General features: G+C 63.2%; 20 protein-coding genes. 9 read left to right on the forward strand and 11 right to left on the reverse strand.

Annotation, left to right across the window (positions count from 1 at the left end):
- Positions 1–92: 92 nt before the first annotated feature.
- A complete protein-coding gene (locus EBBID32_RS18515) occupies positions 93–1469 on the forward strand; it encodes an MATE family efflux transporter (protein ID WP_006963560.1) in 1377 nt (458 codons plus the stop codon).
- A 79-nt stretch (positions 1470–1548) separates the two neighbouring features.
- Entirely contained in the window at positions 1549–1869 is a 321-nt protein-coding gene (locus EBBID32_RS18520) for a hypothetical protein (protein WP_006963561.1), read from the forward strand.
- A 130-nt stretch (positions 1870–1999) separates the two neighbouring features.
- Here EBBID32_RS18520 and EBBID32_RS18525 read toward each other — a convergent pair whose 3' ends face one another.
- Genes EBBID32_RS18525 through EBBID32_RS18540 form a run of 4 tightly spaced genes read right to left on the reverse strand, consistent with a single transcriptional unit; the run spans position 2000 to position 5329 of the window.
- Positions 2000–2770, reverse strand: a complete 771-nt coding sequence (locus EBBID32_RS18525; protein WP_006963562.1) for an ABC transporter permease — start codon at positions 2768–2770, stop codon at positions 2000–2002.
- Positions 2767–3699 carry an ABC transporter ATP-binding protein gene (locus EBBID32_RS18530; protein ID WP_006963564.1) on the reverse strand — a complete coding sequence of 311 codons (933 nt, stop codon included), beginning with the start codon at positions 3697–3699 and terminating at the stop codon, positions 2767–2769. Before EBBID32_RS18530 ends, EBBID32_RS18525 begins: the two co-directional genes overlap by 4 nt.
- A 59-nt stretch (positions 3700–3758) precedes the next feature.
- Positions 3759–4388 carry a class I SAM-dependent methyltransferase gene (locus tag EBBID32_RS18535; RefSeq protein ID WP_006963566.1) on the reverse strand — a complete coding sequence of 210 codons (630 nt, stop codon included), beginning with the start codon at positions 4386–4388 and terminating at the stop codon, positions 3759–3761.
- A 38-nt stretch (positions 4389–4426) separates the two neighbouring features.
- Positions 4427–5329 (reverse strand): LysR family transcriptional regulator, encoded by a 903-nt coding sequence (locus tag EBBID32_RS18540; protein ID WP_037491833.1) that lies wholly within the window; start codon positions 5327–5329, stop codon positions 4427–4429.
- Positions 5330–5437: 108 nt separating this feature from the next.
- Between EBBID32_RS18540 and EBBID32_RS18545 the strand changes: the two genes are divergently transcribed.
- Positions 5438–6934 carry a CoA-acylating methylmalonate-semialdehyde dehydrogenase gene (locus tag EBBID32_RS18545; RefSeq protein WP_006963571.1) on the forward strand — a complete coding sequence of 499 codons (1497 nt, stop codon included), beginning with the start codon at positions 5438–5440 and terminating at the stop codon, positions 6932–6934.
- Between the two features lie 98 nt (positions 6935–7032).
- Here the strand turns inward: EBBID32_RS18545 and EBBID32_RS18550 are convergent, their stop codons facing one another.
- Complete coding sequence (locus EBBID32_RS18550) at positions 7033–7353, reverse strand: GIY-YIG nuclease family protein (RefSeq protein ID WP_006963572.1); 321 nt, start codon at positions 7351–7353, stop codon at positions 7033–7035.
- Between the two features lie 144 nt (positions 7354–7497).
- Between EBBID32_RS18550 and EBBID32_RS18555 the strand changes: the two genes are divergently transcribed.
- The 3 genes from EBBID32_RS18555 (at position 7498) to mmsB (ending at position 10897) form a co-directional block, all read left to right on the forward strand.
- The gene (locus tag EBBID32_RS18555; RefSeq protein ID WP_006963573.1) at positions 7498–8643 is read left to right on the forward strand and encodes an acyl-CoA dehydrogenase family protein; all 1146 of its coding nucleotides are present in this window, start codon (positions 7498–7500) and stop codon (positions 8641–8643) included.
- Positions 8644–8811: 168 nt separating this feature from the next.
- Positions 8812–9870, forward strand: coding sequence for an enoyl-CoA hydratase/isomerase family protein (locus EBBID32_RS18560; protein ID WP_006963574.1), 1059 nt, complete (start codon positions 8812–8814; stop codon positions 9868–9870).
- A 52-nt stretch (positions 9871–9922) separates the two neighbouring features.
- Positions 9923–10897, forward strand: a complete 975-nt coding sequence (gene mmsB / locus EBBID32_RS18565) for a 3-hydroxyisobutyrate dehydrogenase (protein WP_156022618.1) — start codon at positions 9923–9925, stop codon at positions 10895–10897.
- Between the two features lie 43 nt (positions 10898–10940).
- On the opposite strand, the gene EBBID32_RS18570 is transcribed toward mmsB, so the two are convergent.
- The 5 genes from EBBID32_RS18570 to folE form a co-directional block, all read right to left on the reverse strand.
- A complete protein-coding gene (locus EBBID32_RS18570; protein WP_037491824.1) occupies positions 10941–12164 on the reverse strand; it encodes a dipeptidase in 1224 nt (407 codons plus the stop codon).
- Positions 12164–14551, reverse strand: a complete 2388-nt coding sequence (locus tag EBBID32_RS18575; RefSeq protein WP_006963579.1) for a TonB-dependent receptor — start codon at positions 14549–14551, stop codon at positions 12164–12166. The genes EBBID32_RS18570 and EBBID32_RS18575 overlap by 1 nt, the downstream gene beginning before the upstream one ends.
- A 201-nt stretch (positions 14552–14752) precedes the next feature.
- Positions 14753–15529 (reverse strand): enoyl-CoA hydratase-related protein, encoded by a 777-nt coding sequence (locus tag EBBID32_RS18580; RefSeq protein ID WP_006963581.1) that lies wholly within the window; start codon positions 15527–15529, stop codon positions 14753–14755.
- Positions 15530–15765: 236 nt separating this feature from the next.
- A complete protein-coding gene (locus EBBID32_RS18585) occupies positions 15766–16605 on the reverse strand; it encodes an SDR family oxidoreductase (RefSeq protein WP_006963583.1) in 840 nt (279 codons plus the stop codon).
- Positions 16602–17207 (reverse strand): GTP cyclohydrolase I FolE, encoded by a 606-nt coding sequence (gene folE / locus EBBID32_RS18590; protein WP_006963585.1) that lies wholly within the window; start codon positions 17205–17207, stop codon positions 16602–16604. The genes EBBID32_RS18585 and folE overlap by 4 nt, the downstream gene beginning before the upstream one ends.
- Before the next feature lie 158 nt (positions 17208–17365).
- Between folE and EBBID32_RS18595 the strand changes: the two genes are divergently transcribed.
- Positions 17366–17965, forward strand: coding sequence for a nucleotidyltransferase family protein (locus tag EBBID32_RS18595; RefSeq protein WP_006963587.1), 600 nt, complete (start codon positions 17366–17368; stop codon positions 17963–17965).
- On the opposite strand, the gene EBBID32_RS18600 is transcribed toward EBBID32_RS18595, so the two are convergent.
- Positions 17966–19654 (reverse strand): MFS transporter, encoded by a 1689-nt coding sequence (locus tag EBBID32_RS18600; protein WP_006963589.1) that lies wholly within the window; start codon positions 19652–19654, stop codon positions 17966–17968.
- Between the two features lie 154 nt (positions 19655–19808).
- Between EBBID32_RS18600 and EBBID32_RS18605 the strand changes: the two genes are divergently transcribed.
- A complete protein-coding gene (locus EBBID32_RS18605) occupies positions 19809–21017 on the forward strand; it encodes an acetyl-CoA C-acetyltransferase (protein WP_006963591.1) in 1209 nt (402 codons plus the stop codon).
- A gap of 104 nt (positions 21018–21121) precedes the next feature.
- Entirely contained in the window at positions 21122–23299 is a 2178-nt protein-coding gene (locus tag EBBID32_RS18610; protein WP_006963593.1) for a 3-hydroxyacyl-CoA dehydrogenase NAD-binding domain-containing protein, read from the forward strand.
- Positions 23300–23375 lie beyond the last annotated feature (76 nt).

Here is a 23375-nt window from a genome sequence, read left to right on the forward strand (position 1 = left end):
AGTCGAAGGGGGCCGTCCTTTCTTCCGCGAAGAAGGACAAGGCTTCGACAAGCTCAGCCCGAACGGAGGATATATTCTCCCCGCGTGGAAACATGGCACTGACCCACCCCTCCCCCTGGCGCATCGAAGCCACCGCCCTTGTCGCCCTCGCGCTGCCGATGATCGCGGGCAATATCGCCTGGTCGGCGATCGCCGCGACCGATCTGTTGCTGCTCGGTCGTCTGGGGGCGGAGGCGGTGGCTGCCGGTGCGCTCGGCATCAACCTGTTCCATGCGCTGCTCCTGTTCGGCATGGGACTGGTCACCGCAGCCTCTCCCCTCATCGCCAGTGAGCGCGGCCGTCGCCGCCATTCGGTGCGCGATGTCCGCCGCACCGTTCACCAGACGCTGCGCGCCGCCACTCTCTTCGTCATCCCCGCCTGGGCAATTCTTTGGCAGAGCGAGGCGATCCTGCTGGCGATGGGGCAGGACGCGGATCTGGCCCATGGCGCGGGCCAGTTGATGCGCGGCCTGCAATGGGCGCTGCTCCCCTTCCTGGGCTTCACGACGCTGCGCACCTTCATCGCCGCGCTGGAACGGCCGGTCTGGGGCTTGCTCATCATGCTCGCCGCCATCCCGTTCAATGTCCTTGCGGGCTGGGCGCTCATCTTCGGCCATCTGGGTTTCCCCCGACTTGGCCTGTTCGGAGCCGGGCTGGCCAGCACGGCCTCTTCCTGCTTCCTCTTCCTTGGGCTGCTCGCCGTCATCCTGATCGACCGCCGCTTTCGCCGTTACCGACTGGTCGGTCGCTTCTGGTCGCGCGACCGCGAACGCCACGCCCAGGTCTGGGCGCTCGGCCTGCCGATCGCCATCACCTTGGGCTTTGAAACCACCGTGTTCAATGCGTCGGCCCTGCTGATGGGCCTGATCGACCGCGATTCGCTCGCCGCCCATGCCGTTGCGATCCAGATCGCCGCCCTGGTGTTCATGGTCCCCATGGGCATCGGTCAGGCCGCCACCATCCGTGTCGGGCTAGCCTATGGCAGGCATGATCGCGCAGGGGTCGGGCGTGCGGGCTGGCTGGCCTTGCTGATCGGCACCGGTTTTGCCTGCTGCGCCGCCCTCGCCCTCATTCTCCTGCCACGCACGCTCGTCTCCGCCTTCCTCGACCTGAACGATCCCGCCAACGCGCGCACTGTCCAGCTCGCTGTCAGCTTCCTCGCCGTCGCGGCCTTGTTCCAGCTGGTGGACGCCGCGCAGGCCGTGGGCGCGGGCGTATTGCGCGGGGTGCAGGATACCAGGGTGCCGATGATCTTCGCGATGATCGGCTATTGGGTCGTGGGCATCGGCGTCGGCACGATCCTCGCCTTTCCGCTACGAATGGCTGGCCTTGGCATCTGGCTGGGTCTGGCCGCCGGATTGGGATCGGTCGCGGTCCTGCTGGTCACCCGCTGGAGCCTGCGTGAACGGCTGGGGCTGGTACGCGGCTGACCCAATTGCATGATGGAAAAATGGTGCAGCGCACAAAGCAATTGATCGAATCAGCCAAATCGGTCAGATGTCGATCACTATGCAAGCCCCGACCGAGATTTTTGAAGCGATCGCGCTCCAGAAGTGCCTGATGGTGACCTATAACAAGATGGTCGTCACCCTGGCCCCGCACATTCTCTACACGCGCCATGATGAATTGTTCATCGACGCCGTGACCGTGGACCGCGACGGCAAGCCCCCGCGCGAACTGAAGCTCGGCACCTTCAAGCTGGTGGGCCTGTCCGACCTCAAGGTATTGGACGAACCGTTCGAGGCGATGCACGGCCTCTACGACCAGAATGACGACAAATATCGGAACGTCACCCTGTTCGCCGTCGCGCCGGAGAGCGCCGCCGCCTGATTGGCGGGCCTGCGTCATCATCCCAACCTCGTCATGCTGAACTTGGTTCAGCATCCATTCTCTCAACGGTAGCATTGTCATACCAACCGAGAGCCAATGAATCCTGACTTTCGTCAGGATGACGGAAATCTCACTTCTTCAGCCGATAGCCGGTCCTGAACATCCAGCCGATAATCGCCAGACACACCGTCAGCATCCCCGCGACGAAAATCAGGCTGAATTCAATGGCAACGTCGCCCTTGCCAAAGAATGTCCAGCGAAAGCCAGAAATCAGATAGACGATCGGGTTGAACAGGGTGATGGTGCGCCACGGTTCGGCCAGCATCTGCACCGAATAGAAGGCGCCGCCCAGAAACGTCATCGGCATGATCAGCAGCATCGGGATAACCTGCAACTGCTCGAAACTCTGCGCCCATATGCCAAGGATGAAGCCGAACAGGCAGAAACTGATCGCGATCAGGATCATGAACCCGGCCATCGCGAACGGGTGTGCGACCGGCACATCGACGAACAGGTGCGCGGTCACGAAGATGATCGTTCCGATAATCAGCGACTTGGTCGCCGCCGCCCCCACATAGGCGATGATCGTCTCGGTCGCGGACACGGGTGCCGACAGCAATTCGTAGATGGTGCCGGTGAATTTGGGCATGTAAATGCCGAAACTGGCGTTGAAGATGCTTTCGGTGAACATCGCCATCATGATCAGCCCCGGCACGATGAAGGCGGCATAGGGGATGCCATCCACCTCCGTCATCCGCGACCCGATCGCCCCGCCGAACACCACGAAATAGAGCGTGGTCGTGATCACCGGCACCAGCAGCCCGGTCAGCAGGGTGCGCCGGAAGCGGTGCAGCTCGAACTTGTAGATGGCGGCGATGGCGCGCAGGTTGGACAGGCTCATGCCACTTTCTCCTGATGCACCAACTCCACGAAAATATCCTCCAGGCTGCTCTGCGCCGTGTTCAGATCCTTGTAACCGATGCCAAGGTCCCCCAGCCGCCGCAACAATGACGACACGCCGGTCCGCTCCGCCTGGGTGTCGAAAATATATTCGATCTCCTGGCCATCCCCCTTCAGCGTCACGTCCCATTCCGCCAGTTCCGCCGGCACCGCCGCCAGCCGCTCGGCCAGCACCACGGTCAGCGTTTTCTTGCCCAGCTTCTTCATCAACGCGGCCTTGTCCTCGACCAGCATCAGCTCGCCCCGGTTGATCACCCCCACCCGGTCGGCCATTTCCTCGGCCTCCTCGATATAATGGGTGGTCAGGATGATGGTGACGCCGGTTTCCCGTAGTTCGCCAATCAGCTTCCACATATCGCGGCGCAACTCCACGTCCACGCCCGCGGTCGGCTCGTCCAGAAACAGCACGCGCGGCTCATGGCTCAGCGCCTTGGCGATCATCACCCGGCGCTTCATCCCGCCCGACAGTTCCAATATCTTGGCGTTGCGCTTGTCCCACAGCGACAGGTCGCGCAGCACTTTCTCGATATGCGCGGGATTGCGCGGCTTGCCGAACAGCCCTCGGCTGAACGTCACCGTGTCGATCACCCGCTCAAACTGGTCGGTGGACAATTCCTGCGGTACCAGCCCGATCGCGTCCCGCGCACCGCGATAGTCGCCGACAATGTCATGTCCCGCCACCTTCACGCTGCCGCCGGTCGCCCGCGCTATGCCGCAGATGATGGAGATCATCGTTGTCTTGCCAGCGCCGTTTGGCCCCAGCAGCGCGAAAATCTCGCCTTCCTCGATGGTCAGGTCAACGCCCTTGAGCGCCTCGAACCCCGACGCATAGCGTTTGGTCAGGCCGGAAATCTCGATAATGGATGCCATGGATGGCTCTGCCCCTTTTGCGTTGCGGCAAAGATAAGAGGCAGATTGCCAAACGCAACCTATTCGCCGCGCCGCGTGAAACGGAAAACAGTCGCGGGCGGAAAGTTGCGCACCGTCTGCCCCACCCGCACCACGTCCAGCTCCAGCGCATCGATCACCTCGCGACTGACCGGCGGGCGCATCGAATAGGTGAACTGCACGAAGCTGCCGCCGGGCTGCAACATGCGGAAGGATTCGGACAATATATCGAGATGCACATGGCGATCCATCGCCAGCAATGGCAGGCCGCTCACCACCGTCTGGTAACTGCCGGGTTCCCCCGCCGCCGCCGTCGATACGATCTGCGCGGGGGTTTCCAGCACCGACACATGGGGAAAATGCCGCCGCAACCCGCGCGCAAAGGCCGGGTTGATTTCCACCACCTCCAGCTTTTCGGGCGGCAGGCCCGTGCCCAATATCGCGCGGGTAAACACGCCGGTGCCCCCGCCCAGTTCCAGCACCCGGCCATCGGCAGGGTCGATCTGCGCCACCATCAGCCGCGCCAGATAGCGGCTGCTGGGCACGACCGACGCGGTCTGGCGCGGCTTCTGCACCCAGGCCGCCAGAAAATCGAGATATTCGGTGGCGCGGGCGCGAAATTCCCCGCGCGGCAAAGCGATTGCGCGGCTCCGCTTGGGCTTATGCTGCATAGGCGAAATGCGACCGCTCTCTATCCATCCCGACTCCCTTAACGAGCCGGAGCCGTGCCGTCGATTGGCTTTAGCGTTTCGATGCGTTCTTGCAGCCATTGCGCCACAGCCGCGATCCGCGCCAGCTTGCGCAGGTCGCCATGCATCACCAGCCAGAAGCTGCGCGTTATCTCCACCTGATCGGGCATCAGCGGCACCAGGGCAGCGTCGCGCCGCCCGATAAAGTCCGGCAACACGCCGATTCCCGCGCCCTCCGCGATCATCCGCTGCTGCATGATGATGCTGGTCGACCGCAGCGTCGCCTCCAGCCCCGCCTCCACCTCGTCCAGATAATCCAGTTCGGGCGAGAAGATGAATTCGGGCACATAGCCGATCAGCACATGGTCCCGCAGCTGCGCCGCCCGTTCCGGCCGCCCCGCCCGCGCCAGATAGTCGGGCGATGCGTAAAGATGCAGCCGATAATCCCCCAGCCGCCGCACCATCAGCCGCCCGCGTTGCGGCCGCGCCAGCATCACCGCCATGTCCGCCTCGCGCTTGGACGGATTGAGGAAGCCCGACGCCGTGATCAGGTCCAGCCTGATGCCCGGATGCCGCCGGTTGAAATCGCCCATGCCCGGTGCCAGCACCCAAGTGCCAAATCCCTCCGCCACTGACAGCCGCACCTGCCCCGCCAGCCGATGTTCCTGCCCCTGCGCATCCTCGATCGCCGCCAGCGCCGCACTTTCCGCCGCTTCGGCATGGCCCAGCAATTCCTGCCCCCGCGCCGTCAGCGTCCGCTCGCCTGCCCCCAGCTCGAACAATTCAGCGTCCAGCGCCTTTTCCAGCCGCGCCAGCCGCCGGGCGATGGTGGTCGCGTCGATCCCCAGCGCGCGCGCCGCCGGTGCCACCTTGCGCGCCCGCGCCACCGCCAGAAATACCCTCAGATCATCCCAGTCGAACATCGCCGCCACCGCCTGCAAATTTGCAGCCTGCCTATGCAAGACTTCGCCATTGCTTGCAATAACGCAAGGCGCCTAAAAGGCACCAACCAACCGAGAGGATGCCTCCCCATGCGTGAGATTTCGCACAAGCTCGCCTTCGTCCACGACACGCCCCCCACGCGCTACAGCGACGTGTTCGATCCCAACAATGGCGGGGTGCAGGCCCGCGTCGCGCTGGGCGATGCTGCCCTGCTCGACCTCGCCGTCGCGGCCGCCAAGAAGGCGCAGCCCGGCTGGGCCGCCGTCAATCCGCAGCGTCGTGCCCGCGTCATGTTCAATTTCAAGGCGCTGGTCGAAGCCAATATGAACGAGCTGGCGCATCTGCTCAGCTCCGAACATGGCAAGGTGATCGCGGATTCAAAGGGCGACATTCAGCGCGGTCTGGAAGTCATCGAATTTTGCTGCGGCATCCCCCATGTCTTGAAGGGCGAATATACCCAGGGCGCGGGTCCGGGCATCGACGTCTACAGCTTCCGCCAGCCGATCGGCATCGGCGCGGGCATCACCCCGTTCAACTTCCCCGGCATGATCCCGCTCTGGATGTCGGGCGTCGCCATCGCGACCGGCAACGCCTTCATCTTGAAGCCCTCCGAGCGTGATCCCTCGGTGCCCGTGCGCCTGGCCGAACTCTTCCTCGAAGCCGGCCTGCCCGAAGGCATTTTGCAGGTCGTGCAGGGCGACAAGGAAATGGTCGACGCCATCCTCGACCACCCGGATATCAAGGGCGTCAGCTTCGTCGGCTCCTCCGACATCGCGCACTATGTCTATAATCGCGGCGTCGCTGCCGGAAAGCGCGTCCAGGCGATGGGCGGCGCGAAGAATCATGGCATCGTCATGCCCGACGCCGATCTCGATCAGGTAGTGAACGACCTGTCGGGCGCGGCCTTCGGCTCGGCTGGCGAACGCTGCATGGCGCTCCCCGTCGTCGTCCCCGTGGGTGAAAAGACCGCCATTGCCTTGCGCGAAAAGCTGATCCCGGCGATCGAGGCACTGCGCGTCGGCGTCTCCACCGATGCCGAAGCCCATTATGGTCCGGTCGTCACCGCCGCGCACAAGCAGAAGATCGAAAACTGGATCCAGACCGGTGTGGACGAAGGCGCGGAGCTGGTCGTCGATGGTCGCGGCTTCAAACTGCAAGGGCATGAGGAAGGCTTCTTCGTCGGCCCCACTTTGTTCGACCATGTCACCACCGACATGAGCGCCTATAAGGAAGAGATTTTCGGCCCCGTCCTCCAGATGGTCCGCGCCGACAGTTTCGAGGAAGCGGTATCGCTGCCCAGCAAGCATCAATATGGCAATGGCGTCGCCCTGTTCACCCGCAACGGCCACGCCGCCCGCGAATTCGCCGCCCGCGTCGACGTCGGCATGGTCGGCATCAACGTGCCGATCCCGGTCCCGGTCGCCTATCACACGTTCGGCGGCTGGAAACGCTCCGCCTTTGGCGACACCAACCAGCATGGCATGGAAGGTGTGAAATTCTGGACCAAGGTGAAAACGGTCACCCAACGCTGGCCCGACGGCGGCGCGTCGGCCGACAGCGCCTTCGTCATTCCGACCATGGGGTAAAGGGATGGGGGGAGCGGCATCACCTCTCCCCTCGTCATCCTGACGAAAGTCAGGATCCAGAGCATCAAGGCACAGCGCCTGCCGCCCTGGGTGCCGGATCAAGTCCGGCATGACGGAGGAAGAGGATCGAATCCCAGATCCTCAGCAAGATCGCGCCAGCGGGGATTGTCAGCCTCAATAAGATCGAGCTTCCATTTCCGCTTCCAGTTCTTCAACTGTTTCTCTCGAACAATGGCCACTTCCATGGTGTCGCACATCTCGAACCAGACCAACCGGCTCACATCATATCGCGCCGTAAAACCGTCCATGGCTTTCGTGCGATGCTGATAGATGCGCGCCATCAGGTTGGGCGTGACGCCGATATAAAGTGTCCCGTTGCGATCACTGGCCATGATATAAACGACAGGTTGACGATCCATGGGGCAATGCTGCGATGCTCCAGATGACGAATCAAGCCAATCATCGTCATCCTGACGAAAGTCAGGATCCAGGGTTCCAGACGCGACCCATGACGCTCTGGATGCCGGATCAAGTCCGGCATGACGGCAATTTAGGGTAAGGCAATGACCAATCAGTTCGACCTGACCGACGACCAGCGTGAAATCCAGGATCTCGCCCGCCGCTTCACCGCCGACGCGATCACGCCCCATGCGGCGGAGTGGGACGAAAAGCATATCTTTCCCCGCGACACGATCCGCGCGGCGGCGGAGCTTGGCTTTGGCGGCATCTATGTCTCCGAAGCGTCCGGCGGCATCGGTCTTGGCCGACTTGAATCCGCGCTGATCATGGAAGCCATGGCCTATGGCTGCCCCTCGACCAGCGCCTTCATCTCCATCCACAATATGGCCGCGTGGATGATCGACACGTTCGGCGGGCAGGCGGTCAGGGACGCCTATCTCCCCGACCTCATCCCCATGACCCGCATCGCCAGCTATTGCCTGACCGAGGCAGGCGCAGGCTCCGACGCCGCCAGCCTCAAGACCAAGGCAGTGCGGGACGGCGACCATTATGTCGTCACCGGCTCCAAGCAATTCATCTCCGGCGGCGGCGAGAATGAAGTCTATGTCGTCATGGTCCGCACCGGACAGGACGGGCCAAAGGGCATCAGCTGTCTCGTCATCGACAAGGATATGCCGGGCGTCAGCTTCGGCGCGCAGGAACGCAAGCTTGGCTGGCACAGCCAGCCCACCGCGCAGGTCAATTTCGACGGCGTCCGTGTGCCCGTCGAAAACCTCGTCGGCGTGGAGGGTCAGGGCTTCGCCATCGCCATGGCGGGCCTGGACGGCGGCCGCCTCAATATCGGCGCCTGCTCGCTGGGCGGCGCGCAGCGCTGCATCGACGAGGCCGTCCAATATACCAGGGACCGCAAGCAGTTCGGCCAATCGATCGCCGACTTCCAGAACACGCAATTCACGCTTGCCGACATGCAGACCGAGCTGGAGGCAGCCCGCACGCTGCTTTACGCCGCAGCCGTCAAGGTAAGCGACAATGCCCCCGACAAGACCCGCTTCGCCGCCATGGCCAAGCGCTTCGCCACCGACACCGGATCGTCGGTGGTGGACCGCGCGCTGCAACTCCATGGCGGCTACGGTTATCTGATGGACTATCCCATCGAACGCTTCTGGCGCGACCTGCGCGTCCATTCGATACTGGAAGGCACCAACCAGGTCATGCGAATGATCATCGCGCGGGATATGTTGCGGGATTAACCCCCTCTCCCCGCGGGGGAGAGGGTTGCGAAGACTTGGCAGCGTGCTGCCTAGTCGTAGCTGGGAGAGGGGGACATGCCTGCGCGGCCCCCTCTCCAACTTCGCCTAGGCGCGTACCGCGCCAAGGATTCGTATCCTCTCCCCGCCGGGGAGAGGCAGGAGAGAGACATGACCGACCAAGTCCTGACCTTCATCGAAAATGGTATCGGCCGCATCCGCCTGAACCGGCCCAAGGCGATCCACGCCCTGACGCCCGAAATGTGCGACGCGATCAACGCTGCGCTGCTCGACTGGCGCAGCGACGATAGCGTAACCGTCGTCATGATCGATCACAGCGAAGGGCGCGGCTTCTGCGCGGGCGGCGACATTGCTCTCATCGCCAACAGCGCGAAGGCCGACTGCGTCGAGGCCGAACGCTTCTTCCATCTCGAATATCGCATGAACCATCTGCTGTTCGTCTATGACAAGCCGATCGTCGCCTTCATCGACGGCATCGTCATGGGCGGCGGCGTGGGCATCTCGCTCCCCGCCCGTTATCGCGTCGCGACCGAGCGGACGACCTTCGCCATGCCCGAAACCGGCATCGGCCTGTTCCCCGATGTCGGCGGCAGCTGGTTCTTGCCCCGCCTGCCGGGCCGGGTCGGCGCATGGCTTGCCGCCACCGGCGCGCGGATCGACGGGGCGGATTGCGCCGCCATCGGCATCGCCACGCACTATATGCCGTCGGACACGCTGGAGGACGTCAAGGCGCGAATCCTGGCCGATCCCGCCAGTCTCGCCGCGATCCTTGACGCCGCCACGCAAACGCCCCCGTCCTCGAAACTCGACGCCGCCCGCTCTGACATCGACCGCCTCTTCGCCTCTGACAAGGCGGAGGAGATCGTCGCCGCGCTCGAAGCGGACGGTGGCGAATGGGCCGCCAAGCAACGCGCCACCCTCGCCACCAAATCGCCCCAGACGATCAAGGTCGCGCTGCGCCAGTTGATCGAGGGCGCGGCCCAGCCCGATTTCGCCGCCAATATGGCGATGGAATATGGCCTTGCCTGCGCCATCATCCGCCGCCCCGATTTTGTCGAGGGCGTCCGCGCCGTGATCTTCGACAAGGATAATGCACCGCAATGGAACCCGGCCACGCTGGAGGAAGTGAGCGACGCGATGATCGACGCCATCTTCGCCTCGCTGCCCGCCGACAAGCAATGGACGCCGCTGCCCGCTGTCGCGACCTGATCTGTCCTACATGGCAGGCGCTTGCTATGGTCCCGACGCACCGTGCCTGCCAATGCCGCCACTTTCCGATAGGATCAGGGCCGCGCAAGAATATGTCCGTTTTACCGGGAAATATGCGAAGTTAAGCAGGAGGAATGCCATCATGACCCAGACGATCGCCTTCATCGGCCTTGGCAATATGGGCGGCGGCATGGCCGCCAACCTGGTTAAAAACGGCTATGCCGTCCGCGCCTTCGACCTGTCGGAAGAGGCGCTGGCCAGGGCGGAAGCCCATGGCGCCACCCGCGCCGGCAGCGCTGCGGACGCTGCCACCGGAGCCGACGCAGTCGTCACCATGTTGCCTGCTGGCAAGCATGTCGAAAGCGTCTATGCCAGCCAAGTCTATGGTGCGGCCAACCCCGGCGCCTTGTTCCTCGATTGCTCGACCATCGACGTCGCTACCGCCCGCCGGGTGATCGAAGCAGCCACGGATCGCGGCTTCGACATGGTCGATGCCCCCGTCTCCGGCGGCATCGCTGCGGCCAATGGCGGCACGCTGACCTTCATGGTCGGCGGCACCGATGCGGCCTTTGCCAAGGCAAAGCCGATCCTGTCCGCCATGGGCAAGGCGGTGATCCATGCGGGCGGCGCGGGCAATGGTCAGGCCGCCAAAATCTGCAATAATATGCTGCTGGGCGCCACCATGGTCGCCACCTGCGAAAGCTTCGCCATGGCCAAGAAGCTGGGCCTCGATCCCCAGACCTTCTACGACATTAGCAGCGTCTCATCCGGCCAGAGCTGGTCGATGACCAGCTATTGCCCCGTCCCCGGCGTCGGCCCGCAAAGCCCTTCGGACAATGGCTATCAGGGCGGCTTCGCCGTGGGCCTGATGCTCAAGGATTTGAAGCTGGCCACCGAAGCCGCCGCCCTGGTCGGCGCGTCGGTGCCGATGGGCAATGCGGCGGAGTCCCTCTACCAGCTGCTCGCCAATCAGGGCGAAGCCGGTCGCGACTTCTCGCTGATGATCGAGATGCTGGAGGGGAAATAACCTACACCGTCATCCCGGCGAACGCCGGGATGACGGAAAAGAACTATTTCCCCTTGCCCGCCTCCGCCGCCGCCAGCACGCGCAGCACATTGCCCGACCAGATTTTCGCGACATCCGCCTCGCTATAGCCAGCCTTCAGCAGCGCATCGGTGATCCTGGGCAAGTCCAGCACATCCTCCATGCCGACCACGCCGCCGCCGCCATCCCAGTCCGCGCCGATCCCGACATGGTCCGGCCCCACGACCTTCAGCGCATGCAGCATATGCGCCATGAAGTCGTCAAAGGTCGCCCGGTCGGTATCGGGATGGAGCCGGTCAATCTCCTGCCGCTTCGCCAGCAATTCCGTACGCTTCTCCGCGGTCAGCTTGGTGCCCTCGCGCATTTCGCCGAACAGCGCCATCATCGCCTTCTGCCGTTCAGGGTTGGGCTTGCTGGCCTTCAGATAGGCGCCAAAAGCGTTCATCTGGATCACCCCGCCCTTGGCCGCCAAGGCTTTGAGATGCGCGTCATCGATATTGCGTGGATGGTCATAGACCGCCTTGCACCCCGAATGGGTCAGCAGCACCGGGGTCGTGGACAACGCCAGCAGATCGTCCAGCACCTGATCGCTACTGTGCGACGCATCGGGCACCACGCCCATCCGGTTCATCTCTTGCAGCAATTGCTTGCCCAGTGGACTGAGGCCGCCAAAACGCGGCTTTTTGGACGGGTCGGTCGAACTGTCGGCGAACTGGTTATGCGCGAAATGGGCAAAGCCCACGACCCGCACCCCCATGTCGTAGAAACTCTGGAGCAGCGACACATCCTCGCCCAGCGGATAGGCATTTTCGATCGACATATAGACGACCCGCTTGCCCGCCGCTGCGATCGGGGCTGCATCCTTCGCTTCTGTCGCCAGCGCGAAATTGGCCGGGTCCGCCGCCACCATCTCGCGGATCGACACCCCGCGCAGCAACGCGAAATCGCGCGCCTTGCGGAACCCCTCGACCGTCAGCGGTCCTTGGCTCGTATAGATCGCCCAGAAACCGCCATCCAGCCCGCCCTTCTTCATCCGCGGCAGATCGACCTGGGTATAATCCAGATGGACCCCATGTTCCTCGTCGATCGACCAGCCGGGCAGATCGAGCGAGGCGGGCGTATCCAGGTGACTGTCGAGTGTCAGTAATTTCTGGTGCAATTGCACCACCTTCTTCGACACCGCCTGCGCCGACGCCGGACCGGAGAGCAGCGCGATCAGCGCCGCTCCCAACATCACACCAGCCCGCATCAGATTTCGCCCGAAATGGTGAACTGGAAGGTGCGCGGCGACTGCGGCCGGAAGAAGCCGTCGCCCGTCACTGACGTGAACATGAAGGACAGCACATCCTTGTCGAAAATATTGTCGACGTTGAACCGCGCCTTCATGCTCTTGATCGGTCCCAGTGAAAATCCATCGCCAATATCGACATAGGCACTGAAGATGGTGAAGCCCGGCACGCTTGATCCTGGCGTATTGTCGAATGTCGAAAAGCGGCTGCTGGTATATTTGCCGGAAAAATTCCCGACCAGCCAGCTCGCCGGCTCGATGGTGACTCCGCCATTGACCACCCATTTCGCGCTGTCGGGGATATATTTTCCGTCTGTAGCGATGGTGGTTGTCGCGGTGACGATATCATCCTTGAACTTGGCGATATTATAGGTGGCGTTCAGGTTGAAATAGGCCAGGCCGTTCAGTGCAGTCGGCTTGAACGTCCCGCTGAATTCCGCGCCATAGGCCGTCACCCGGCCGACATTCTGGAAAAATGTTTCGGTCACATTGGTCGTGCCCGGCAAGATGGCGCTGATCGACTGGATGCGATTTTTGAACTTGGTGTAATATCCCGCCAGCGACGCATAAAATTGCCCCTGGTTGGTGCGAATGCCCGCCTCAAAATTTTTCGACCGTTCGGGCGCTGGCGCGGGAACCAAGGCCGCGCTGCTGTTCAGCGATACCGAGAAAATGTCGTCCATCCCCTTGGGCAGCGCCATATTTTCGGCATAGGATGCGAAAAGCTGCGTCTGGTTGTCGATCTTGTAGAGTATGCCTGCCATCGGCAGGAAGCCGTCGCCATAGCTGGCATTGTTGGTCTGCGGACCCCAGCCGGCGACCCAGATCGGCGCTGCCGATGTCCCCGCATTGCGATAATAGTCATTGAAGTCGCGATAGCCGGTCTGGCGGTAGTCGATATGCAGCGCCTTGACCCCCAGGTCGAAGATCAGGCTGTCATCCATCAGCGCGACCCTATCCCTGATGAACGCCTGCGTCGTGTTCCGTTCGGTCGCATAGTCGCGGCGCAGATAGACCAGATCATCCAGATTGGGCGCGCTGGCAGGCGAACCGTCGATCGTGTTGAACCGCGCCTGGGTGCGGTCATAATTATCGACTTCGGCCCATATCCCTGTTTCGATGGTGTGGGCACCCAGTTCCCAATGCAATTTAGCGGTCAGGCCATAGCGTTCGCCGCCCACAGTCGACAGGCCATATTGCGTCCCCTTGGGCGCATTGACCGGCAGGCCCGCAGCCACCTGCCGCAAATATTGAGTCCGGCTGTTGCTGTAGCTGTCGGGCGAAACGCCATAGCCCGCCTTGTCCTCATAATAGGCCGTGGCTTCCGCCCACATACCGTCGGCGATACCGGCATGGATTGTACCGCCATACAGTTTGTCATCGCGCACATTGAGGGCAAGGTTGTAGGTGTAGGTATAGCTGCCGCTGGAGTAGGCCGGACCGCCAGCGACCGGCTCGAAGCCCTGTGTCGTATTGGGCACAACCTCGATATATCCGCGATCCCGCCCGGTTTTGCCGCCCAGGTCGGGCGTAGACGAATAATATTGCGCGCGGCCCAGCGATGGCGAATCATAATCGAAAAACTTGTTCGACACGAACTTGAACCGCGCCCAACTGTCGCCGCCCAGATCGGCATGAACCATGGCTTCCCAATGTTCCCGATCCACCGATCCCGCGCCGCGCCACAGGTCTGTGTCCAGCTTGGTGCGGCTGACATAGGCACGGAACGGGCCGACCTGCCCCGTGCTGGCGCGAATGAAGGTACGCTTCATGTCGAAATCGCCGAAGGATTGCGACACGAACAGGCCCATCTCTTCCTGCGGCGCGATGCTGTTATATTGCACCACCGGACCCAGCGTAGAATAGCTGGGCAGGCTGACTTCGCCTGCGCCGACGGATGCTTCCACCACGCCCAGATTTTCATTGTCGACATAGCGGAACACCGGGCTGCCGCCAAAGGCGTCGCTGCGCCCGGTCGGGATGCCATCGACCACGAAACCGATCTGGTCCAGGTTGAAAGCGCGGGTCTGCACGCTGTTGCCAAATTCGTAGAGGCCCAGTGCGCCATCGGTCTGCACGTTGAAGCCCGGTAGTTGCTCCAACATCTTCAGGCCCGAAACGCCCGCCGGTGCCGACAGCAACGCCGCGCGCGTGACCGCGACGACATTGCTTACCTTATCCTCGCCAATCGCCTCCGACGATTGGGAGATACGGCGACCCGTGACGGTGATGCTGCTCTCATCATCGGCGACCGGTTCCTGCGCATGAGCCGCAGGAACCAGGGCACCGGCAGCGCATGCCAGCAACAGCGCACGAGTGGAAAAGCGGACGGGATAATGAACGGACATGGCGAGGCTCCCTGCATATTATGAGCCGTTCAGGGCAGCGCAAAGCGCCACGCCTCTCCATATTTGTTGTTCAGTTTCCTTGTGAAACGAATATGCCGGAAAACCCCTCCATGAACCTATGAGAATTTCTCAGCCCATGGCGGGAAAATAGACAAGAATCCGGCTATTCCCGCCCGGGCGGGAATAGCAGAAAATTGCCGCTCAGCGCCCTTTCCAGACGCCCGGCCGCTTCTCGACAAAGGCAGTCATGCCTTCCTTCTTGTCCTGCGTCGCAGTCAATATCTGGAACATGCGCCGCTCGGTCAGCAGTCCCTGGGCCAGGCCCGTCTCGAACGCGATATTGACCATTTCCTTATTCACCATCGCGGCCATCGGCGGCATGGCGGCAATAGCGGCGGCAGTCTTGAGCGCATCGTCGAGCAGATCAGCGGCAGCCACGATCCGGCTCACCAGCCCCGAACGTTCGGCTTCCTCCGCGCCCATCATCCGCCCAGTCAGGCACATTTCCATCGCCTTGGCCTTGCCCACCGCGCGGGTCAGCCGCTGCGATCCGCCCATGCCCGGCGCGACGCCAAGCTTGATTTCCGGCTGGCCGAATTTCGCGGTGTCGGCCGCGATGATGAAGTCCGCCATCATCGCCAGTTCGCACCCGCCGCCCAGCGCGAACCCGGCCACCGCCGCAATCCACGGCTTGCGCGTCGCGACAACCCCGGTCTGCCAGCCGGAAAAGAAATCCTGCAAGAAGAAGTCCGCCCCCTCCTTGTCGACCATCTCCTTGATGTCCGCGCCCGCTGCAAACGCCTTTTCGCTGCCCGTCAGGACCGCGCAATGCTGGGTCGGGTCGGCATCATAGGCGGCAAAGGCCGCGCTCAGGTCGCTCAGCACCTGACCATTGAGCGCATTCAGCGCTTGCGGTCGGTTGAGCGTGATCAGCGTCACCGCGTCGCGCTGTTCCACCAAAATCGTTTCATAGGTCATCGCCATCTCCCTTATGCTTTGTCAGTCAAAACCGATCAAATTCCGATACTCCTCCGCCTGTGGGGAGGTGACAGCACGAAGTGCTGACGGAGGGGGTCACCCTGTCGATAGCAGGACGCCCCTCCGTCTGGCTGCGCCAGCCACCTCCCCTTGCAGGGGAGGATCAAAGATAAAATCTGCTCTATGGGCGACACGCGCCGTCCGCCAGTCCCCGCTGTCCCGCATTTGCGCCGCACCTATCGGCACAGATGCATGAAGTCCCGGTCGTAGCTGCGCATATGCGCGCCGCCATCGACATACAGCGTCTGCCCCGTCACCGCGCTGGCATTGACCAGATACAGCACCGCCTCGGCAATCTGCTCGGCCTGTGGCAGACGGCCGAGCGGCATCATCTGCTCCAGCCGCGCCATCTGGTCCGCGTCATAATCGGGCGTCGCGATCGTCAGCCCCGGCGCGACCGCATTGACCCGCACCTGCGGCACCAGGCTGCTCGCGCTCGTCCGCGTCAGCCCCGCCAGCGCCAGCTTGGAAAGCGTATAGGCCAGTTGGTCGCCATGGGGATGGTCAATCCGCTGGTCCAATATGTTGATGATGCAGCGGTCGCCCACGCCCGCAGGCACGGTCGCAAACGCCTTGGTCAGCATCGTGGGCGCAGCGCAATTGACCGCGTAATGACGCATCAGATCATCGGCGGTCACATTATCCAGCCGGTCCTGCCCGAACATCGCGGCGCTGTTGACCAATATATCGGGCGGGCGGCCAAAGCGCGCCGCAACCTGGGCGATCAGTTCCTCGGCATTTTCAGGGTCGGCGAAATCGACGACGAACCCTTCCCACTGCGTACCCTGCTCCTCCAGCGTCAGCGCCAGATGCGAATCGAGCCGCGTATCGTGACTGCCATGGATCGCCAGCGAATGGCCCGCCTTTGCCAGCGCCGCCGCGATGATCCCGCCCAGCCGCCGGTGCCCGCCCGTCACAAGAGCCAGCCGCTTGCCCGCGATCGGCAAGGCACCAGCCTCCTCCGTTGGACCGCGCGCACTGCCCAATGGGCGATAGGGGACGTCCTCCTCGTTCATGAAGCGATAAGTTTCAGCACTTCCTCGCGCGACTTTTCATCGTCGCGGAACACGCCCAGCATCCGGCTGGTTTTCATGATGACATTGGGGGTCCGCACCCCGCGCCCGGTCATGCAGCCATGCGTCGCCTCGATCACCACGGCGACGCCCTGGGGCTTGAGATGCTCCCAGATGCAGTTGGCGACTTCGGAGGTCAGCCGTTCCTGCACCTGCAAGCGGTTGGCAAAAGCGTGCAGTACGCGCGCCAGCTTGGAAATGCCTACAACATAGGCGCCTGGCAGATAGGCGATATGCGCCTTGCCCACGATGGGTGCCATATGATGTTCGCAATGCGACTGGAACGGAATATCCTTCAGCAGCACGACATCGTCATAGCCACCCACTTCATGGAAAATGCGCGACAAATGATAGGCCGGATCGTCGCCATAGCCCCGGCAATATTCACGCCACGCCCGCGCCACTCTTTCGGGCGTCTCGACCAGACCTTCGCGTTCGGGCACATCGCCCGACCAGCGGATCAGCGTGCGGATCGCTTCCGACACATCCGCCGGAACCGGCTCCTTACCTTCGCCAACCGTCTCCGCATCGGGGTCATATGCCATGAACAGGGCCACTCCTTATCGTATCGGCCCCGCATATGGCGATTAGCCCTGCCGATGACCAGACCCTTTCACGGTGGTGGACACAAGATCGCACTGGTGGCAAATCGAACAAAAAGTCAGGGTCGCTACAGCAAATATGTTATTCATCCTTCCCCCCCATGCGTACTGAACGCATCGCAGCCGTCCTGCTGGCGGCCGGCACTTCGTCGCGCTTTGGCGAGACGGACAAGCTGATGGCGGAGTTGCGCGGCAAGCCCCTTGCCGCCCATACGCTCGAAACCGTGGCGTCGATGGCCTTTGCCGAACTCATCGCCGTCGTACGTCCGATCGAGGTCGCCCCCGTCCTACACCGCAAGCTTGACCGGCGCGGCTACACCATCATCGTCAATGACCGCCCCGAAGAGGGGATTTCGGGCAGCATCGTGCGCGCGGTCGAGCATGTCATGCCGATCAACCGGATACGCGGCATCCTCATCTGCCTCGCCGACATGCCCGACGTGCCGCAGACCCATTATAACCGCATCTGTCTGGCGGCGGAGGACATACGATCGGTCGTTGCCAGCACCGACAGCTTCTCCTCATCCCCCCCCGCCTTCATCGGTCGCAAACATTTCCCCGAACTGCTGGCACTGAAAGGCGATCAGGGTGCCCGCGCGCTGCTCAGCCACGGGCTTCAGATCGAAACCACAGGCAACGTCCTGCATGATATCGACACGCCGGAAGATCTGCCCGGCTGGCGACCAGCAACGCCGGAATGATCAGTTCGATCGCGTAGGATCGGTCATCGCATCGCCCATTTCGCGCGGATCGGGCGCACGGCCCATCGGCAGCGACCCGGTCTGTCGCTCCAGCATCCGGTGAACCACCGGCGGGTTGGGACCGTCATGCAGCGCATGGATCGCATTGCTATTGGCGATGTCGGCCACGGTCCGCCTTTGGTTATGCCGCACATAGTCCAGCCAGGTCGATACATGATAGCGCTCGACCCATAGTTCAGGATCGCCCAGGTCGCGCATCAGGGACCAGCCATGCGCGCCATCGCGCCGCCTGATCCGCCGCCGCTCACTCATCGCCGCCAGGAACGGCACGATCGACCCGGCGGGGATGCGATATTCGATCGTCACCACCACTGGCCCGCTGCGCGGCTCGACCGGCACCGCCGTATCCGGCTCACGCCAGCTATTCTGAAGGTCCAGATTGTCGTCCCCCGTCTGGGGCAATCGCCAGACCAGACCCAGCATCGCCGCGATGAACTGCGCCGCCGCCGACGCATAGAGCGCCTCAACCACGCCATGATGCTCCGCCAGCCAGCCAAACAGCCAGGCACCGATCGCCATGCCGCCAAAAGCGGTCATCTGATAAAGCGATACCGCCCGCGCCACGACCCAGCGCGGTGCCGACATCTGCACCGATACGTTGAACGTCGACAGCGCGGTGACCCAGCCGAAACCGGCCAGCAAATAGCCCAGCAGCGCCAGCGCCAGCCAGCCGCTCGCCCCGGTGATCGCCGTCCCCAGCGCCAGCGCCAGCGCCGCATTGCGCACGATCGTCTCGATCGAAAAGCGCGCACGCTGGCGGCGGGTCGATAGCGCGCCGATCACCGCGCCCAGCCCAAATGCACCGCTGGTCATACCGAAGGTCAACGCCCCGCCGCCGAGCAGGTCGCGCGCCACCAGAGGCATAAGCGCCGACACCGCGCTAGCGCCAATGCCGAACACGGTCGCGCGCAGCAACACCAACTGGATCTTGGGCGACATCGCCACATAACGCACCCCCGCCCGCATCGCGACGTCCAGCCGCTCGCGCGGCAGCAGCTTGGGCGGCAAATCGGGTCGCCAGCGGAACAGCACGGTCAGCAGCGCGACATAACTTACCGCGTTCGTCAGGAACGCCGCCGCCGCGCCCGCCGTCGCGACGATGACGCCGCCCAGCGCCGGGCCGACGCTGCGCGCCAGGTTGAACCCCATCGAATTCATCGCCACCGCACTCGGCAGGATCGCGCGCGGCACCATGTCGCCGACCGACGCTTGCCACGCAGGACCGTTGATCGCGGTGGCGCAGCCCAGCGCAAAGGTGAACGCCAGCAGCAGCCAGGGTGTGATCAGCCCGGCCCAGGCCGTGACCGCCAGCGCCGCCGACACGACCAGCATCGCCATCTGGCACCCGATCATCACCTTGCGCCGGTCCAGATTATCCGCAACCGCGCCCGCCCATAGCGACAGCAACATGATCGGCAGCGTCGTCGCCGCGGGCACCAGCGCGATCAGCAGCGGGGAGGCCGACAGCGACGTCATCATCCACGCCGCGCCAACCGACTGGATCAGCCCGCCGAAATTCGACGCCAGACTGGCCGTCCAGATCGCGCGAAAAATGGGGATAGACAGCGGCGAGGGGGCTTTGGGGGAATCGACATCGGGCACGCCCCCATGAAGCGGAATATCGCGCAAGCGTCAAACCCGCGACTCGCCCACCCCTGCCCCTACGTCAGAGCCGCACCGCGTGAAAACCGCATTTCCCGCTTGCACTTTACGTAAACGTAAATACATTCACGTCCGTATCCGATGCACCCGGCAAGGGTGACCCACGGAGAGGGAAAATCATATGGAAGCCTATATTTACGACGCCGTCAGGACGCCCCGTGGTCGGGGCAAGGCCGACGGGTCGCTGCACGAAATCACCCCGGTCCAGCTGGCCACGCAGGTGCTGGAGGCGATCCGCGATCGCAGCGCGATAGACACGGTCGATGTCGATGACGTGATATTGGGCTGCGTCACCCCGGTCGGCGAACAGGGCGCGGATATCGCCCGCACCGCCGTACTCAACGCCGATTATGCGCAAACCACGCCGGGCGTGCAGGTCAACCGCTTCTGCGCGTCGGGCCTTGAAGCTGTGAACATCGCGGCGGCCAAGGTCATGTCGGGCGAGGCCTTGTTCGCCATCGGCGGCGGCGTCGAATCCATGAGCCGCGTGCCGATGGCCTCGGATGGCGGCGCCATCGCGATGGACCCGGCGGTCGCCTACAAAACCTATTTCGCGCCGCAGGGCATCGGCGCCGACGTCATCGCCACCAAATTCGGCATCAGCCGCGACGACGCCGACGCTTATGCCGTCGAAAGCCAGAAGCGCGCCAAGATGGCCTGGGACGAAGGGCGCTTTGCCAGGTCGATCGTCCCGGTTCGCGACGTGATCGGTCAGGTCGTCCTCGACCATGACGAACACATGCGCCCCGAAGCGACGATGCAGTCGCTGGGTGCCTTGAAGCCCAGCTTCACTGCGCTCGGCGAAGAGATGCCCGGCTTCGACACTGTTGCGCTGCTCCGCTATCCCGAACTGGAGCGGGTCAACCATATCCACCATGCCGGCAACAGCAGCGGCATCGTGGATGGTGCCGCCGCCGTGCTGGTAGGCGGCAAGGACATCGGCGACAAATACGGCCTCAAACCCCGCGCCCGCATCCGCGCCATGGCCTCGATCGGCTCTGAACCGCTGATCATGCTGACCGGCCCGGAATTTGTAGCGGGCAAGCTGCTCAAGCGCGCGGGCATGACCACCGCCGACATCGATCTGTGGGAACTCAACGAAGCCTTTGCCAGCGTCGTGCTGCGCTACATGCAGGCGATGAACCTCAGCCATGACCAGATCAACGTCAATGGCGGCGCGATCGCCATGGGCCATCCGCTCGGCGCGACCGGCGCGATGGTGCTGGGCACGGCGCTCGACGAACTGGAGAGATCGGGCAAGAGCACCGCGCTCATCAACCTGTGCGTGGGCGCCGGCATGGGCACCGGCATCATCATCGAGCGTATCTGACGCAATTGTTCCCCCTCCCGCAGGCGGGAGGGAGCTTGGGAGGTGGGCCAGTCTGGACGCAACGAAAGCGCCGACAGCCCTCCTTGAGGATCGGAGAGAGCATCATGCAGACCATCACAATCACCACCGACGCCGACGGCATCGCCATCCTGACCATCGACGTCCCCGACCAGTCGATGAATGTCATCGGTCCCGATTTCATCGCCGATCTCGACGCAGCCATCACCCGCATCGCGTCCGATGAGGCGATCAAGGGCGCGGTCATCGCATCGGGCAAGGACAGCGGCTTCATGGCCGGAATGGACCTCAAATATTTCGGCGCGATGCTGGCAACCAGCGACGGCAGCCGCCCGCAACCCTCCGCCATTTTCAACGAGGTGTTCGTCCTCAACCAGCTATTTCGCCGCCTCGAAACCTGCGGCAAGCCGATCGCCTGTGCGATCGAGGGCACCTGCGTCGGCGGCGGCTTTGAACTCGCCCTCGCCTGCCATCGCCGCATCGTCGGCGATAGTCCCAAAACCCAGCTGGGCCTGCCCGAAATCCTCATCGGCCTGTTCCCCGGCGGCGGCGGATCGCAGCGCCTGCCGCGCCTGATGGGCGTGCAGGCCGCGCTCATGTATATGCTCCAGGGCAAATTGTTCCGCCCCGCCGAAGCCGCGATGCTGAAAGCCGTCGATCAGGTCGTGCCGCAGGGCACCGCGTTGGAAACCGCCCGCGAATGGGTGAAAGCCAACCCCTCCGCCGCCACCCAGCCATGGGATGCCAAAGGCTTCAAATTCCCCGGTGGTGCGGGCGCATTCAACCCCGCCTTCGTGCAAACCATGGTCGGCGCGCTGCCGATGACGCTTAAACAGACCCAGCGGAACATGAACGCCCCGGTCGCGCTCCTGTCTGCCGTCTATGAAGGCGCGATCCTGCCCTTCGACCGCGCCATCCGCGTCGAAAGCAAATATTTCGCCAAGGTCGCGGCCGATCCGCAGGCCGGCAACATGATCCGCAGCCTGTTCGTCAACAAGCAGGCCGCCGAACGCGGCGCGCGCCGTCCGAAGGCCGAACCCAAAGCCCCTACCATGAAACTCGCTATGCTCGGCGCAGGCATGATGGGCGCAGGCATCGCCACCGTCGCCGCGCAGGCGGGGATGGACGTCATCCTGTTCGACCGCGACATCGCTTACGCACAAAAGGGCAAGGCCCATGTCGAATCCGTCCTGTCAAAGCGGCTGGGCAAGGGCATGACGCCCGAAAAGCTGGCAACAACGCTTGCCCGCGTCACCCCCACTGCCAGCTATGCCGATCTGGCAGGCGCGGACTTCGTGATCGAGGCGGTGTTTGAGGATGTCGCGATCAAGGCCGAAGTCACCAAACAGGTCGAGGCCGTGCTTGGTCCGGACGTCATCTTCGGCTCCAACACCTCCACCCTGCCGATCACCAAGCTGGCGGGCGCATGGTCCAAGCCCGAAAATTTCATTGGCGTCCATTTCTTCTCGCCGGTCGAAAAAATGCCGCTGGTCGAGATCATTCTGGGCAAACAGTCCGGCCCGGCGGCGATTGCCAAGGCGCTCGATTTCGTCGCGCAGATCAAGAAAACCCCGATCGTCGTCAATGACTCGCGCGGCTTCTACACCTCGCGCTGTTTCGGCACCTATGTGCAGGAAGGCGCGGAACTGGTCGCCGAAGGAATCAACCCCGCGCTCGTCGAAAATGCGGGCAAGCAACTTGGAATGCCGGTCGGTCCCCTCGCGGTCAGCGACGAAGTGTCGATCGAGCTGGGCTATAAGGTCATGACGGCAGCAAAGAAGGAACTGGGCGACGCCTATATCGCGCAGCGCTCCGACGACGTCATGACGCTGATGGTCGATCTCGACCGCCTTGGTCGCAAGAACGGCAAGGGCTGGTATGACTATCCCGATACGGCCAAGAAAGCGCTCTGGCCCGGCATCGCCGACCACTTCCCCCGCGCCGACGACCAGCCCGATGTCGATGCGGTCAAGGAACGCCTCCTCTATCGCCAGTTGGTCGAATGTGCCCGCTGTTTCGAGGAAGGCGTGCTGGAAACGCCCGAAGATGGGGACATCGGCGCTATCTTCGGCTGGGGCTTTGCACCCTATACCGGCGGTCCGTTCAGCCATATGGACACCGTCGGCATCGCCCATGTCGTTGCAGTGCTGGACCGGTTGCGGGCCACCCATGGCGACCGCTTTGCCGCGACCGAGCAACTGCGCGCCATGGCGGCGACCGGCGGCACCTTCTACCGCCCCGCCCCCTCCCGCGCCGCAGCATGAAAAAACTGTAATTCGTAACGTCCCTCGTTTAGGTCTCCCTCCATACACCGTGTTCCCGCGCAGGCGGGAACACGCC

The sequence above is a fragment of the Sphingobium indicum BiD32 genome (assembly GCF_000382885.1).
GTDB lineage: Bacteria > Pseudomonadota > Alphaproteobacteria > Sphingomonadales > Sphingomonadaceae > Sphingobium > Sphingobium japonicum_C.

Excerpts from the sequence above, each read along its gene's own strand:
- EBBID32_RS18515 (WP_006963560.1), top strand. The coding sequence starts at position 93 with ATGGCACTGACCCACCCCTCCCCCTGGCGCATCGAAGCCACCGCCCTT.
- EBBID32_RS18520 (WP_006963561.1), top strand. The coding sequence starts at position 1,549 with ATGCAAGCCCCGACCGAGATTTTTGAAGCGATCGCGCTCCAGAAGTGC.
- EBBID32_RS18525 (WP_006963562.1), bottom strand. The coding sequence starts at position 2,770 with ATGAGCCTGTCCAACCTGCGCGCCATCGCCGCCATCTACAAGTTCGAG.
- EBBID32_RS18530 (WP_006963564.1), bottom strand. The coding sequence starts at position 3,699 with ATGGCATCCATTATCGAGATTTCCGGCCTGACCAAACGCTATGCGTCG.
- EBBID32_RS18535 (WP_006963566.1), bottom strand. The coding sequence starts at position 4,388 with ATGCAGCATAAGCCCAAGCGGAGCCGCGCAATCGCTTTGCCGCGCGGG.
- EBBID32_RS18540 (WP_037491833.1), bottom strand. The coding sequence starts at position 5,329 with ATGTTCGACTGGGATGATCTGAGGGTATTTCTGGCGGTGGCGCGGGCG.
- EBBID32_RS18545 (WP_006963571.1), top strand. The coding sequence starts at position 5,438 with ATGCGTGAGATTTCGCACAAGCTCGCCTTCGTCCACGACACGCCCCCC.
- EBBID32_RS18550 (WP_006963572.1), bottom strand. The coding sequence starts at position 7,353 with ATGGATCGTCAACCTGTCGTTTATATCATGGCCAGTGATCGCAACGGG.
- EBBID32_RS18555 (WP_006963573.1), top strand. The coding sequence starts at position 7,498 with ATGACCAATCAGTTCGACCTGACCGACGACCAGCGTGAAATCCAGGAT.
- EBBID32_RS18560 (WP_006963574.1), top strand. The coding sequence starts at position 8,812 with ATGACCGACCAAGTCCTGACCTTCATCGAAAATGGTATCGGCCGCATC.
- mmsB (WP_156022618.1), top strand. The coding sequence starts at position 9,923 with ATGCCGCCACTTTCCGATAGGATCAGGGCCGCGCAAGAATATGTCCGT.
- EBBID32_RS18570 (WP_037491824.1), bottom strand. The coding sequence starts at position 12,164 with ATGCGGGCTGGTGTGATGTTGGGAGCGGCGCTGATCGCGCTGCTCTCC.
- EBBID32_RS18575 (WP_006963579.1), bottom strand. The coding sequence starts at position 14,551 with ATGTCCGTTCATTATCCCGTCCGCTTTTCCACTCGTGCGCTGTTGCTG.
- EBBID32_RS18580 (WP_006963581.1), bottom strand. The coding sequence starts at position 15,529 with ATGACCTATGAAACGATTTTGGTGGAACAGCGCGACGCGGTGACGCTG.
- EBBID32_RS18585 (WP_006963583.1), bottom strand. The coding sequence starts at position 16,605 with ATGAACGAGGAGGACGTCCCCTATCGCCCATTGGGCAGTGCGCGCGGT.
- folE (WP_006963585.1), bottom strand. The coding sequence starts at position 17,207 with ATGGCATATGACCCCGATGCGGAGACGGTTGGCGAAGGTAAGGAGCCG.
- EBBID32_RS18595 (WP_006963587.1), top strand. The coding sequence starts at position 17,366 with ATGCGTACTGAACGCATCGCAGCCGTCCTGCTGGCGGCCGGCACTTCG.
- EBBID32_RS18605 (WP_006963591.1), top strand. The coding sequence starts at position 19,809 with ATGGAAGCCTATATTTACGACGCCGTCAGGACGCCCCGTGGTCGGGGC.
- EBBID32_RS18610 (WP_006963593.1), top strand. The coding sequence starts at position 21,122 with ATGCAGACCATCACAATCACCACCGACGCCGACGGCATCGCCATCCTG.